Raw genomic sequence first — 16,148 nt, forward strand, 5'->3', positions numbered from 1 at the left:
AGGTGCCACTTACAGATACCTCATGAAATTCAGGACAAAGTATCACGTTGTTTCTTATACTCAGATGGCGATCGTCCGTATATGGATTTGAAAGTTCTGGAGAAGTATGAGTTACTTTCAATACCAACCTCCCACATAACTTCCGAAACAGTCATACTGTTTGTGACCAATAATGCTGCTGCTTTTTTAAACTTATAAGCTCGTATAAACTCCGCAGTCGATTGTCCCGTTATGGCTTTCAGCTTGCGATGCAATTGCATACGGCTTAATCCTACCTCTGCACAAAGGTTGGTTACTTCAAATGTACTATCCGAAAGGTTCCGTTTAATCACATCCATCACATTCTTTAAAAACTCCTCTTCCATTGTAGGCAGTTCAATCTTTTCAGGTTCTGTCAGTGTGATTTTCTTGTTGAACTCCTTCTGGCGCTGCAGTGTATCAATGATATTCTTAACCTTATGGACTAACACCTTTGGGTTAAAGGGTTTGGTGATGTACTCGTATGCCCCTGTCTCCAAACCTTCCACTTCACTTTCCTCACTTGTTTTCGCAGTTAATAATAATAAGGGGATATGGCTTGTTTTAATATTCGTTTTAAGAGAGCGTGCCATCTCAACCCCATCCATTTCAGGCATTAGTATATCACTAATAATTAGATCTGGAATTATGTCTTCAGCTTGTTTCAGACCTTCTTTACCATTACAGGCTTTATAAACTGTGTAATTTTCTCCTAACAGTTCTTTGAGGTAGACTATAATTTCCGGGTTATCCTCTACTAACAGGATGGTTGGGAGTTGATTGTCTTCTGCCAATTGTTCGTTTTTTCCTTCGTGTTCAACAGCAGCTAATTGGGTATTCTTAAATTCGGCTTCATTATAGCTTTGCTCAAGTTCCGAAATCAAGTGATTTTTATAATGCTGGACACCTAAAGGAAATACTAAATTAAAACAGGTGCCTTTATTTAATTCAGTTTCCACTTCAATTTGCCCTTTATGCAACTCTACCAGTGCTTTTACAAGGCTAAGACCAATACCGGTACCACCCGGCGTAGTGTCAACTTGGTAATAACTGTCAAAAATCTTTTTTGCTTTTTTTCGCGCGATCCCAATACCATTATCTTTCACCGACAGCCTGAGCATATCATCAGCAATTTCAGCATTCACATTAATTTCACCATTTTCTTTTGTAAACTTAAAAGCATTGCTTAAGAGGTTATAAACAATTTTATCCAGCTTATCGAAATCAAAATAATCTACTAATGTTTGCTGAGATGCCTGAAAAGTAAACCGGATATTCTTAGACTCCGCAATATCATCAAACGAGATTTTTATTTTTCTTAAGTGGGCAATAATTTCCCCTTTACTCACCTTTAATACCAGATTTCCGGTTTCAGCTTTCCGGAATTCAAGCAATTGGTTAAGCAGCTGCATTAATCGATTAACATTATGCTGTATTGGCAAGATCCGCTTGCTGATCTTAGGGTTATCTTTAACTAAATCAAGAAGTTCTGTAAAGGGAGAATAAATCAACGTTAATGGTGTTCGTAATTCATGAGATATATTGGTGAAAAAGCGCAGTTTAGCTTCGTGCAGTTCCCGCTCTTTCTCAATGATCATGTTATGCATTTTCAGTTCGTACTTATCGGTAGCCTTTATTATTGAATAGCGTCTGAACAAATAAAACACCAGAACAACCAATGCAAAGTATATCATATAAGCCCAGGTGCTTTTCCAGGGTGGATTAGCAATTGTGATTTTCAATTCACGTGGTGTTTCCATCCAGACGTCATCGGCATTGGCAGCTTTCACCTGGAAAGTATATGTGCCCGGTCTTAAGTTTGAGAATGATGCTTTCCGGTTAAAAGCTCCTGTATATGTCCATTCATCATTGGCTCCTTTTAAGCGAAAGGCATACCTATTCTTCCCAGGATTATCGAAATGAATTGCAGTAAAACCAATCTCTATATTTCCTTGTGTGTAATCCAGTTGTAATTCATCAACATGGTTAAGCGATTGGGTAATAATACTGTCCTGATTATTGACATGATTAACTTTGATGTCTTTGTTCTGAATTTCAAGTTCTGTAAGAACAATTTCAGCTTGTGTTAAATTGGGAACCAGATCACTGGTTTTAAAAAAATTAACCCCTTCAACGCTGCCCCCGTAATAAGTTCCGTCAGATGTCAATAGCAAAGTAGTAAAGTAGTTGGCCTTTAAGCCGTCCTGCTTATCATAACTGACAAAATGCCTGTTGGATTGTGGTCCGACCAATTGAGCAATACCTTTGTTGGTTGATACCCAAAGTACATTATCCTGAGCAATGACAATGGATGTCACCTTATTATCGGGTAAACCTTCCTCTGTTGCATAGTGCTCGACGACATTCCATTTTTTTTGTGCATCAATCTGCAATTCGTACAGGCCATTAGATGTACCAGCCCAAAGTGTATCTGCATAACGTTGAATACACCATACGTCATGTCCTTTCAGGTGATATTTAATGTCATAATCCCGGCCTTCATGCTGTAAATGGATGGCATTTAACCCGCCGCCTTTTGTACCAATCCAAACCACAGAATCCTGCGGATCCTGATAACAAATGGTTGTTTCACTACTGGAAATACCATTGTGTTCCATTGAATACTCATAGAAATAGATGTAGTCCTCAAGAAAACCCTTTCCCTTATTCACTTTTGAATACATCACTCCATTCCAGGTACCCAGCCAAAGGTTATTATTGATATCATTACACATACTTAATGAATACTGTGTCCCTTTGGGTTCCGTGGCAATTTTCTCGAAGAAGAATTCTTTTTTCCTTCTATTCTCTGCTGGTAGCCTGAAAAGTGCACCTTGAGAGGTAAACCAAATATCACCCTTTACGTCTTCATAAATAGAAGAAATAAACGATGTATTTATTGCTGAATTATCAGATGAAAAGACATTCAGGATATTCAGCGAAAGGTCTGTTCGTACTAAGGTTGCTCCACGGACCGGGAAATGATTGCGAAAAGCAAACCATAAGAAACCCGAGCTGTCTTCATAAATGGTGCTGATCCATTCTTTCTCCAGATTCAGCTTAGAGAAATCAGCTTCATTAAAAGCAATTCCATTCAATTTGTAGTTAAACAGGCCTTCATCAATTGTGCCAACCCATAAAACTTCACTCCGGTCTTTAATAAGGCAAGTACCAAAACTATTCAGGGTCCCAATATTCTCAATCTCTTTTAGCTGTTTATCTTCATATACAACTTTACTTATCTTCTTGCGGTCTGTTAATACAATGAAGGTATCATCTGCATATTCAAATACCTGTCGCAGGTGACCAAGTTCGTTATCATCTACCCGCTGAAGCAAATATTTGCTATCAGCCTCCATGATCAGGAATGTTCCATTTTCAGTAGCACACCAAATGCGCTGCTTCGAGTCATAGAAAATTTCCCTTACACGCCCTAGCTGACTTAAATCATTTACTCCTTCAACCTTACTGGATATGCTTACCTTTTCGCCAAATATATATATACCGGCTTCCTTGGTGCCTACAATTAACTTATCGTCAACTAATAGTAATGAGGTAACAAAATAGCTGACCCGCCTCTGCCATGTAAAATTGATAGATGGCTCAGTTGAATTAAAATCAATATCATAGCAATTGGCTTTAAACAGGTTACCACTGATGGCACCTATGTAAACATCTCCATTCCGGCCTTTTGTGAAGCAACTTATGGCTTCGATAGCAATATTATAGAACCTGTCCTTCCGGGTATTATAAATACTCACCCCCCGACGTGTTCCTATCCAGATATTGCCCATTTCGTCTTCACAAAGGGCAGAAATCCGGTTTTTGAATAAACTATGTGGATTATCAGGTTCATTTTTATAAGTGGTTATGTCGTATCCATCATAGCGGTTAAGACCATCCATTGTTGCCACCCAAATATAGCCCTGCGAGTCCTGAATGATATCTGTTACATTATAGTCCGACAATCCGTCATTAATGCTGATGTTTCGCATTTGAGCACCAATAAGCAGCTGGCTTAATAAACAGACCAATAATAAACTTATCTTTTTCATACTCCTCAGTTTAGTTGCTTTCCCGACTTCAAGTTTATGCCTAACCACGCAATGCTCAGGTTAAAACGTTCGAAATTTAAATTAACTCCCAATAAAAAACAAAAGAGGCCGGACAATATTGCTATTGCGACCTCTTTGCTCTATTTGCTATTGATAATGACACATTTACTCATGTGTTTAAATTTTATCTTCATTTGCCACATTTCAGCCCGATACAAACATGAAACTCTCTATGAATTTTAATCATTATCCTCCCGACTGAGTCGTGACAAATTGAGTATAATTTTTAGGTTTAAAGCTTACGTGTTCGTTTCATCTAGCTTTTTCCTTTCTTCTTCCCCTTTTTCTTCATTTTTGCTCTTTGCTTTTCAGCTTCTGTTTTTTCAACCCATTTAAAGCTTTCTCCTTCACACACCATTTTAATACTCTCTTTACCCTTGGCAACAGGAGATGGATTTTCAGGAAGTTTTGTCCGCATTTGTTCTATAACCGTCTTGTATTCCGGATCACCTGCAAGATTATTCCATTCGTGATGATCATTCTGTGCATCATACAGTTCTTCAGCTTTACCAAAACCATAGTTTATATAATGCCATTTGTTTGTATAAACACTAAAATTATCACCGTTTTTATTGGCTGTTAATACAGCACGATCCACAACCTTTTCCGGTTTTTTAAGCTGCTGACTAATATCTGTACCATCAAAATCACCAGATCCTTTAAGCTTACACATGGCAGCCAATGTCGGGTAAATATCCAGTAAGCTTATAACGCCAGTGTACTCTTTATCTTTAGCGATGCCTTTGCCCGACCATATCATAGGGACATTGGTTGTACGTTCCCAAAGCGTATGTTTTGCCCAGCATTCTTTTTCACCCAGGTGATAGCCATTATCACTCCAAAAAACAATAATCGTGTTTCTGTGATACGGACTGTTTTCCAAAGCATCCATTAAACGTCCCAACTGTGCGTCGGCATATGAAACTGCTGCAAGGTATCCTTGTATAGCACGTTTCCAGCCATTTTCTACCTTCAATACTTTCTGATGTGTATGACGACTTTTTCCGGCTACCATTTTTTGAACCAACTCCGGTAGATCTTCCAGATCATCCTCTTTTATTTCAGGAATCCGTATTTTATCAATCGGGTACAGATCAAAATATTTCTGAGGTGCAAAATTAGGTTTATGTGGTGAATAAAGTCCTGCCGACAAAAAGAATGGTTTGTCAAAACCTTTTTCTATCAGATCAACAGCCCAATCTACCATCTTAGTGTCTGCCATCTCTTTTTCCATTTCATTGGGCAAAGCACACACATCAAAATTGGTATAAACCGTTTTACCAAAATCAGATGCCGGGATATTTGCCGGCGTTGCCGGGTTATTTTTCCAGGCAAACACTCCCCAGCCTTTTTTCTTTTGCTCAGGGTTCCAATGAAAATATTCATCATAACCTTTCAGGTCAACATATCCGGGCATGTGATGATAAACCTTTCCGCCACCATAGGTTACATAGCCGTTTTCCTGAAATAATGCCGGAATCGTTTTTTGATTAGGCATATTGTAATGGTGTGGCTGCTCTCCATAGCAACCTGAATTCCACGGACCAATACCTGTCATTAAAGCTGTACGGGATGGTGTACAATAACTTCCTGCTGTTTGGGTTGAAGTTAGTTTTACACCTTGTTTGCACAACTTGTCCATATTAGGCGTTATTGCCTGGTTACCTCCGAAAGCACCAATCATATCGTTCCAGTCGTCTACCACCAGCATCAATACATTTGGCTGCTTCTTATTCTGTGCATTGACCGAATAAATACTTAAAACGATCAGTACAAGTGTAAATATTTTTAGCTTCATGTGTTTAAAATTTTCCTTCTGACTCTTAAGAAAAATCCGGTCATCCTTGTGCGTGAAAAACCGGATGCGGATTTTCCTGTTTATTTCGTTTTCTGGTATTATTCTGTTTTATACAGCAAATATAGATGTCGTTTCTTCAAGCCTTTGTCCTGTATGTATCATTCTCTTGACAATCTATATTCTTATAGCTATTAATGCTTTAGACACCTTATAAAAACGTAGTATCACCATATTGTGTACGTAATTGTTTCAAATGCTGTTTCAGATCTGACACTAAGTTTTGATATGCGGGATTATCGTAAAGATTATTCATTTCCATCGGATCATTCTCTAAATCGTACAATTCCCATTCGTCAATATCATTATAAAAGTGAATCAGTTTATGATTTTGGGTGCGGATTCCGTAATGACGTTTTACGGCGTGTGGTCCAGGATACTCAAAATACTGGTAGTAAATTGCGTCACGGACTTCTGTTTGTTTCCCATCCAAAAGTGGTTTGAGCGATAATCCCTGCATTTCTTCTGGGATATTCACGCCTGTATAATCCAAAAAGGTAGGTGCATAGTCAATATTCTGCACAAGTGCATTAATAGTTGTTCCTGCCTTTATCGCTTCAGGATAACGTACCAATAAAGGAGTTCGCAATGATTCTTCGTACATAAACCGCTTGTCAAACCAGCCATGCTCTCCCAGGTAAAAGCCCTGATCAGATGTATATACAACGATTGTATTCTCAGCTAATCCGTTTTTATCCAGATACTCCAGAACTTTTCCGACATTGTCATCCACAGATGAAACAACCTTCAGGTAATCGCGCATATAGCGCTGATACTTCCATTGAGCTAACTCTTTGTCGCTTAAATCATCCGCTTTGAATTCGTCACGCAATTGGTCATAAAAAGCATCCCACTGAGCACGGTCATCGGTATCCATGCGCTCTAACTTCTTTTTATAATTGCCGGCACTTACATCTGCCGGACCTTCACCAAACATCTTCAGATCCCATTCTATTTTCATGTCTTTGGCAATGGACATCTCCTGCTCTCTTGCTGCCTTTCCGCGGTTGTTGTAATCGTCCCAGAAAGTTGCAGGAAGAGAAAACTCCCTGTCTTCGTACATGTGTAATTTTGAGATTTCCGGCATCCAGTTACGGTGTGGAGCTTTAAAATGAAGCAACAACGCAAACGGCTTATCTTTGTCCCTGTTTTCTAACCATTTAATACCATTCTCGCGCACTATATTGGTAGAGTAACCTTTATAATTCTTCCGCTTGCCCATTTCTTTAAAATCGGGGTTGTAATAGTCTCCCTGCCCATAATGTACACTCCAGAAGTTAAATCCTGTAGGATCACTTTTCAGATGCCACTTACCCACTAAAGCTGTTTGATAACCAGCTTTTTGTAACAATTTAGGATATGTCAACTGCGAACCATCAAAACGATGAGTATTATTGATTTGTCCATTAAGATGATTAAACTTGCCTGTTAACATGACTGCCCGCGATGGCGCACATATGGAGTTAGCCACAAAACTGTTTTTAAAAATAGCTCCTTCACCGGCAAGGCGGTCTATATTGGGTGTTTCGTTTAAACCATATCCATACGCACCAATGGCTTGTTCAGCATGATCGTCGGACATGATGAAAATAATATTGGGGTGTTTATCAACTTTCTTCTCGTTTAAACAAGATGAAAAAGACAACAGTTGAATTATGGCTAATGCACCTATTATAAGTCGTTTCATATGATTAAATTTATTTTCAATGGTCATATGGAACTCTCAAATAAATTTGATCATCCTCCTGTGTGTTAATTAGGATAATCAAATTTACATGTTCGTTTCATGTGTTTTAGTTTATTCTTTAATTTCTTACTTCATGTAGTTGCTTTCCAAACCTGGTTTGTTTGTATGGCATTTCCCTTTCCCACTTTACATACTCCTCTTCCAGCTCTTTTAAAACTTCAGGATGTTTCTCTTTCAGGTCGTTAACCTCACTTTTGTCTGTTTCGATATCATAAAGAAAGCTGGTACCTTTTTCATGAAATAGTTTCCACTTTCCTTTCCTGACTGCATATTCTTTGTGCCAATCGTTACGCCAGCATAATGCGCGAATATGCCACCCCTGATCTTCATCAAGCAGATTATAGCCATCCAAGGCCACATTTATATCGGCATTGGCTAATGATAAGATAGTGTTTGTAATATCCATCGTTATACATGGCACGTTTGTGAGTTTACCTTTTTCAATATCAGATGTGCCCGCAATTATTAACGGCGAACGAATACCACCTTCAAGCAGATGACCCTTACTCCCCCTGAAGGGTTTATTATCAGCGAGTCTGTCTCCGCCATTATCACTGCAGAAAATCACAATTGTGTTATCCAGATCTCCTGTACCTTCAATACATTTCAGGATATCTCCAACCCCCTGATCCATTCGTTCGATCATGTTTTTCAGATTTGTTCGATCGCCATTCCTGATCCACTTTTGAACTGTACCCACATCTAAATCCTGATCATCCGGTCCCTGGTATGGCCAGTGAGGTGCATTGTAGGCCACATACAAAAAGTAAGGATTGTCTTTTTGTTTTTGAATGAACTCAACAGACTTTTGAGTAATTAAATCAGTCATATATAAGCCATCGGTAACAGGCTTCCCGTTATCAAACAAGTCTGGTTTTCCATCCAGGTCACAATGCCTGAAATAATCTACATTGCCCCCAAGAAAACCAAAAAACTCGTCAAATCCCTGATTTTGTGGCTGCATATGCTCCAGTGCTCCAATATGCCATTTGCCTGCCATACCGGTTGAATATCCGGCTCGTTGCAGGGCTTTTCCAATGGTTTCCTCATCCTTTTTCAAACCAATATGGTCAATTCCAACGTGAAATGCACCTTCCATATTCTCAAACCTGGCCTGATACCTGCCCGTTATCAGAGCTGTTCGGGTTGGCGTACATACCGGACCAGAAGTATAGTAACTGGTAAATTGAGTACCTTCATCAGCCAGGCCATCAATGTTTGGTGTATAAATTTCTGTGCAACCATTCAGGCTGATATCTCCATAACCTAAATCGTCAGCCATAATCAATACAATATTAGGTTGCGTGGCTTTTTCACAAGACGTCGTTATTACCAACAGGCAAATATAAATAAGCGGTAAAGTATTTTTCATTTTAAGTAAATACATGAATTAGTTATCAACATTCAAATTTACATGACAATCTGATTTCAACTGTGCTCTCATGTATCATACTATTGACATTTCCTTTCTCAGAAACAGACATAAAAAAAGGTTGCCAGTTGAAAAACCAATGACAACCCTTTAATAAACCTCGAATACTTACTTAACTATTTTTAAAACTTCAGTGTTATTGATTCTGATGATGTACATTCCTCGTCCTAAACCAGACAAAGACAAACTTGCACCACAAGTACGATTTAAAACATTGGCTCCTGATAAACTATAAATTTCAACGTTGTTATTCTGTGCTTCTGAATCAATGTACAGAACCTCTTCCAGCTGACTATAGTAACTATTTGTATTTCCTGCATCAATGTCTCCAATCGCGGTTGGTGTACTTCCATATTCATAAGCACCAATATCGATTGTGCCTGCTGCAATTCGATTATTACCGGCTAAATCAGCATTTGGTAAGCTTAAAGTAAAACCATTATTAACTCCTGAATTGATAAGAGGATTATTTGATCCACCTACTGTTCCGGCTAAGTTAAAATCCCCGCTGTTGTAATCAACAAATGGTGTAATTCCATTAAATACTGAAGTTGAACTCAATGCATCAAAACAATTACTTACTGAACCAAACTGTGTATCAACACCTACATCGCTAAATGCCAGCTCTCTTCCTGCTTCTTCTACAATATTATCCGCTGCAACAGGATTAACATTTTCAAAAGCAGAATTATTCAAGTTTATACTTCCATTATTTAAAGTGAAAAGTTCAGTCGCATAACCATTTGGAGCTCCTGAGCCATTATCGGTGCTGTTACCCCAAAATACAGAATTGTAAATATCAAGCTGAGGAGCTGAACTAAATGCCCAGCCGGCATTCCATATTCCCGTTGCCACAGTTCCACCAGTTCTCGCTTTCGTGGCACTACCAACAATTTTGTTTTTTATAAATGTGCAATTAACAATCTCGGTTTTTGTCGACAAGGCTACATCGTCAAAACCATGCAAATTACAAATGGCACTTCCCAATCCCTGGTTTCCCTGGTTAACCTGATTGTTCTCAAATAAGGTATTAACTACATATAATGAAACTGTATTGGCATATATCGCACCTCCCCTGTCTTTAGCTGTATTATCTATAAACTCGCAATTTTCTACAATAAGTTCGTTTTTCTCTGCGAAGATTGCTCCACCCCATTTTGTGTCTGCATCGTTATTTATAAAATCGCATTTGATAACGGTTAAACCTCCTTTGGCGGAAATAGCTCCTCCGTTAGATCCGGTGCTTTTTGCATTCTGAATCGTCAGGTTTTTTAAAGTTAAAGGTGATTCACTATTGGCACTGAAAATGTTTGAAGCTTCATTACCATCTATTATAATATCATTTGACCCGCCATCTATTATAATTTCCCGACTCTCACCGTCACTAAAAGTTCCATCACCGTTATCTATTCTTTCCTGAATAAAAATAAGAGTCGATAAAGTAATCGTCATATCCCCGTTAAAAGTTATGGTTGTTACTTCTGTAGTCGAAGCATTTTCAATTGCATCGCGTAATGTTCCGGCACCACTGTTACCATTACTCGTTACAACTACACTGGCTGCAAATGTTGTGAAAGAAAATACAGTTAATAAAAATAAAAGAGTAAAATTTCTCATAATCCAAATAATTTTAGTTAACAATCTGGCTTCAAAGAAATAGGCTTTACTACTCATGTGTTTGTTTGTAGTTAACAAGTTTTTGCCCTCACGTATCATACAACTAAAAACGCTGATATACAGCTACAATAAAAGTTCTGTTACATGTGGGCAAAACATCTATAAGCCATCGTTTTATTTTTGAATACTACACTAATTACTCAAGATTTATGAATAAAAACTACCTCTCAATTCTAAGTGGTTTATTGCTTAGCAGCGGAGCATTGGCACAAATGAGCCAAAAAACTGTTTTTACTGACAATTTTCCAAAAATAGTCAGTTTCAGAGGCGAATACGCCAAGCCTTATAATGACTCATATGCCCAATGGGAAGATGGTAATCTGCCTTCTGATGGTGTCATCAAAAAATACGGTAACTGGGATGAAATGCATAAGGTGAACCTGTTAACGCAGGAATGGGCTGAAACGTTTCAAGAGAATTATCCTGAAGCATTGATGCAGTTACACTGGAATATGCGCTCACACCGAAATGATCAACCTGGTAGCAGCGACCGCTATTTTCCAGGACACTGGCTTTCGTTTCCGGGTTCACACCTTTCTGTTTCCATCAGTAATACATCCACATCCATTGTGGTGGATGACCTGACTCCTTTCAACAGAATATCCAAAAACACAGGCACTTTTAAAAATCCTGTATTATTGTTGGTAGAGCTTGATGCACAAGGCAACCGACTATGGGATAATTACGAATTTATTGAAATGACCGAGATTAATGAATCGGACAATACGATTCTGGTTAAGCGGGCCCAGGCTTTATCAACAGCACGTTCATTTGCCAAGGGCGTGTATGTGGCACCTATGTGCACCCGCTTATCTAATCCCGGACTGTTCGATTACAATTGGTCGAACCTTTGCCCAAAAGATGCCAATGGTAAGCAAGCCAGCGACATTGTGCTGGATGAACTAAAAGATCTGATGCTGAACGGTGGTGATTTGCAACATCTGAATGGTATTTGTTTTGATGTGTTGCAGTGGCATCCGCGTGAATCAACTGTCGACACGAATAATGACGGTATTGCTGATGGTGGCATTATTAATGGTGTTAACCACTTTAGAGAAGGTGCACTGACCATGCAGGAAGAAATTCGCGCAGCTTTAGGTGATGAATGTATTCTGACAAGTGACAGCTATGAAACCATCAATCAACGAGCTACACACTTATTCAACGGTATGGAATCAGAGGGACTTGTTGCGCATAACGATGCATTCAGGGGTATTGCCAAAACTATAAATATTTACAGTTTCTGGGAGGAGTTTTGCACCGCCGGCAATCGCTTTAACTACATCGTCAGTAAAATAAATAACCAAATTGATATTTCCAACACGGATAATTACCGGCGTCTGTGCCTGGGAACAGCTACCTGTCTGGGAGTCTCAATGACACGTCCGGTCAACCTGGAACCTTTTGATGAGCAAATGGCCGGTAGTGAGCAAACAGTTAACTGGCTGGGAGCTCCGGTCGGTGATATGCTTCGTCTGGCCAAACAGCAACCTGACCTGATTAATAACAAGGGTATTGAATTCCCTTCTGATTTTATCAACAACATCACATCGAACAATTGTAATATCAGTAAGCAAAATGGCCTTATCAAGGTAGTTGGTAACTCAAATGATGCCACTAAAAATATGAGCATCACATTTAACAACCTTGATTTTGGGGAAGCAGGTAAAGATGCTGTTATGTATTTTGAAATTAAAAGCAACGGCTCTTCCTCCATTCCCCGCATTGTTTATGCTGAAGCAGGTAATCTGCCCGAGCTGGAAAATACATCTAAGGAAAATGACATGTATAATGAACTCTGGGGTTATTACACCAATTCTGATTATGCACTGATATCCTTATATTATCGTCAGGCAGGTGGTTTGCAGAATATTACTTTAACATTCGAAGGGCAGGATGATGTCAATATACGGCAAATAACCATTCACCAAAGCCCCCAGTTACTGGCCCGTGAATTTGAAAATGGCATCGTTCTGGTGAATCCCTCACTGAATACGCAAACATTTAACCTAAATGAATTATTCCCCGGAAATACCTTTCGTAAGCTGAAGGGATTTAGTCACCCTGTCTACAACGATGGTTCATCAATAGAAAATACAGTCGAGGTAGCAGCAACCAATGCGCTGTTTATTCATAAAGAAGCATCTCCGACAAGTATTGATAACGCTAATGAATCCAACGCTGCTCAACTTATTTACAACCCTTTAAATCAATCCTGCAAGGTAACAAATATCGAAAGTCCCTTTATGCTATCTGTGTATGACATCAGCGGTAAATTACTTGAAAGGCATCAGAATATTCAATCGGAAGAAAGCGTAGCAATAAAAACTTCCACCAAAGGATTGTACATTATCAACATTCAGAACACCGACCATAATCACTCGCAAAAAATCACATTATAATATTAAATCAGCTATAAATGAAAAAATTCATCTTATCTCTTTGCCTGTTTACTTACCTTATAAGTACAGGACAATCGCAAAACAGCCCCAATTTTATTATCATTTTAACCGATGATCAGGGCTGGGCTTCCACCTCAACATTAATGGACCCCGATAATCCGGATAGTAAAAGTGATTACTATGTAACGCCTAATATGGATACTCTTTTTGACAACAGTACAGTGTTCAGTCAAGGCTATGCACCGGGTGCCTATTGTATTCCATCACGGCGCTCGATTCAAACCGGACAGTCGGCTGCCCGTATAACCTTTAACACGAGAGACAAACAAGTCAGAGGTGAAGAATATACCACGGCCATGTCGCTGCCCAGAGTTTTGAAAGCGGCTGATCCGAATTATGTTACTGCACATTTTGGAAAGTGGCACCTCGAAAATGACTATGCTGATCCAGGCGCTATGGGATATGATCTTCATGACGGTGACACAACCAATGCTGAAGGTGATCCTGATGAGCCCGGCACACCACAAGACCAGCCAAGCCTGTATCCTTTTATTCAAAAAGATCCCAAAAAGGTTTTTAGCCTTACTGATCGTACCAACCATTTTATGGAAGAGCAGGTAAATGCCGGCAAACCATTTTTTGTACAACTTTCGCATTATGCAGTACACCTGGATATTGCCAGTACGCAAGAGTCGTTAGATAAAGCTTTGGCAACACCCATCGGGGAAAAGCATGTTATTCCACCATTTAAAGCTATGATGGAAGACATGGACGCAAGCATTGGTCAGCTATTGGCTAAAGTGGAAGAATTGGGTATCAGCGATAACACCTATATCATTTTTACCAGCGACAATGGTTTCAGGGCTGATATTGTGGCTACAGGATACGAGTCTTACGTTGCCACCCAAACAACTAACTATCCTTTAACCGGAGCCAAACATGCACATACTGAAGGTGGCATCCGGGTACCATTTTCAATTAGCGGACCGGGTATCGGGAAAGGTATTTACAGCGATGTACCTGTTTCATCATTAGATTTATTACCAACTTTTGCCGAAATAACAGGCTACACAGGACAATTGAATAATATTGATGGTGGCTCACTTAAAGATGTATTGGAAAACAACGGAACCGGCAACGTATCTAGACCTAATGATTTTTTTGTGCTCCACGGTGAAAAAAGATCAGCAATGATCAGAGGCGAGTATAAACTCTATGTGGATTATAAAGAAGGAACCATCCAGTTATTCAAACCTGCTGAAGATGCATCTGAATTAAACGACCTGTCCGGAACAGAAACTGAAGTAATGAATGAAATGAAAGCACTCTTTGATGCTTACCTGAATGAAGTCGAAGGCGTTAACGATGCTTCTATGATTGGTGAAAAGGTACACATTGACAAAATATCTGATCCGGCTCAATCCATACCTGTTGGTGACAATATGTACATCCGTCACATGGGAACGGATGTCTATATTAACAATTCACTTACTCCGCAGGCTATGGACAATCTTGATCTGACAACAGAAGCCATTCTGTGGGATTTCAGTGAAGTGGGTACACAAGATATTGAACTAACAATCACAGGTAACTCCAACTCAACGGTTAAGGTTTACTATATTAAAAACGCGACAACGGATGAATATTTAAAGGGAACTGCCGAAAAAGTGGTGAGTTTCACAACAAATTTAGAAGATACTGACGACTTTAAATTCCACCTTGAACCAGCCGGAGAACCAGATTTATATTATATCCGACGCATTAATTCAAAGCATACATTTCGTGTTAAGGGGGATGGTACTCTTATTCTGGCAGATGGTGTATCAGATACCAAAACCGGTAGTACATGGAAATGGTATCTTTCAACCATTGAAGAGCAGGTTAACACCGTAGAGTATTTTGAATCGATGGTTCAGAACAACCTGAATCAGCAATACATCATCCCTAAAGATGACTCTTCTTTAGAGTATCAGAGCGAAAACGAGATTATTGAGATTAATGCGAGTTCAGGTTTAACAGCAAACTGGGCATTTGAAAAGATAAAAGATGGTATATACGCGATAAAGAACACAGTGACCAGCGGTTACCTGATGAATGAAAATGGCAAAGTGGTTTCCAGTGCAATAAAGATTTATATGGATGATTATAGCTGGGAATTGCATGAAACCGGAGATAATAACTCATCGCAATTTTACATCAAAAATATAGCCAGCGGCTCATACATTACTTTTGATGAAATATCAAATCAAATCGTATATCAACCATTAAAACACACAAATGCTTTTAAATGGATGTTAACATCTGACATTGCGAATGACATCATCAGTTTACCGCTTGAGGGTGAAGGAATAAGTACTAATGTTAACGACAAACCAAAATACAATAATCTCAAGGTGACTGTATATCCCAATCCTGTAAAAACTCATCTGACGGTTAAATCTAATAATGATATAAGCTATTCAAAGTACCAGATACTTGATCTTAATGGTAAAGTTGTTTCTGAAGGCACACTCTCCAACGCATCAACAATTGATGTACAAACTATTAGTGATGGAATTTACCTGCTAAAGCTCTTTTCTGATAAAAGAGTCGCGATGTGTAAATTTGTAAAAGAATAGGTAGACATCTTATATGACTATCGCAAATTAGAAATATTGTAAGAACTCTTACTTTGCTTCGAATCTCAACGGAGTCAAACAAAAAAGAGGCTATCTCAAAAGAATTTTTGGGATAGCCTTTTTCGTCTTCGCTTATCAATAAATTCAGGTTGGATTTTATTTTCTTTTTCAAACCAAGAACAAGACAGGTTGTTAGCCAACAAATGCAGAATTGTGATACTGGTCATTAATTAACAAGTATCTTATTGTATTAACTTATGACTTTGACCAAATTATGGGCAATT

7 protein-coding genes are annotated in these 16,148 nt (G+C 38.9%); 2 read left to right on the forward strand and 5 right to left on the reverse strand.

Annotation, left to right across the window (positions count from 1 at the left end; translation table 11 throughout):
- Positions 1-29: 29 nt before the first annotated feature.
- From AC4MRQ_RS03720 to AC4MRQ_RS03740, 5 genes are all read right to left on the reverse strand, one after another.
- A complete protein-coding gene (locus tag AC4MRQ_RS03720; RefSeq protein WP_491196301.1) occupies positions 30-4,073 on the reverse strand; it encodes a hybrid sensor histidine kinase/response regulator transcription factor in 4,044 nt (1,347 codons plus the stop codon).
- 316 nt (positions 4,074-4,389) lie between these two features.
- A complete protein-coding gene (locus AC4MRQ_RS03725; RefSeq protein ID WP_491196302.1) occupies positions 4,390-5,931 on the reverse strand; it encodes a sulfatase in 1,542 nt (513 codons plus the stop codon).
- A gap of 208 nt (positions 5,932-6,139) precedes the next feature.
- Complete coding sequence (locus AC4MRQ_RS03730) at positions 6,140-7,675, reverse strand: sulfatase family protein (RefSeq protein WP_491196303.1); 1,536 nt, start codon at positions 7,673-7,675, stop codon at positions 6,140-6,142.
- A 118-nt stretch (positions 7,676-7,793) separates the two neighbouring features.
- Entirely contained in the window at positions 7,794-9,122 is a 1,329-nt protein-coding gene (locus AC4MRQ_RS03735) for a sulfatase-like hydrolase/transferase (RefSeq protein WP_491196304.1), read from the reverse strand.
- Positions 9,123-9,275: 153 nt separating this feature from the next.
- Positions 9,276-10,784, reverse strand: coding sequence for a T9SS type A sorting domain-containing protein (locus AC4MRQ_RS03740; RefSeq protein ID WP_491196305.1), 1,509 nt, complete (start codon positions 10,782-10,784; stop codon positions 9,276-9,278).
- A gap of 209 nt (positions 10,785-10,993) precedes the next feature.
- Here AC4MRQ_RS03740 and AC4MRQ_RS03745 point away from each other — a divergent pair, with 209 nt between their 5' ends.
- Positions 10,994-13,246: a T9SS type A sorting domain-containing protein gene (locus AC4MRQ_RS03745; RefSeq protein ID WP_491196306.1), complete on the forward strand. Its 2,253-nt coding sequence runs from the start codon at positions 10,994-10,996 to the stop codon at positions 13,244-13,246.
- Positions 13,247-13,263: 17 nt separating this feature from the next.
- Positions 13,264-15,864, forward strand: coding sequence for a sulfatase-like hydrolase/transferase (locus tag AC4MRQ_RS03750; protein ID WP_491196307.1), 2,601 nt, complete (start codon positions 13,264-13,266; stop codon positions 15,862-15,864).
- The last annotated feature ends 284 nt before the right edge of the window (positions 15,865-16,148 follow it).

It is taken from the genome of Carboxylicivirga sp., from assembly GCF_982718395.1.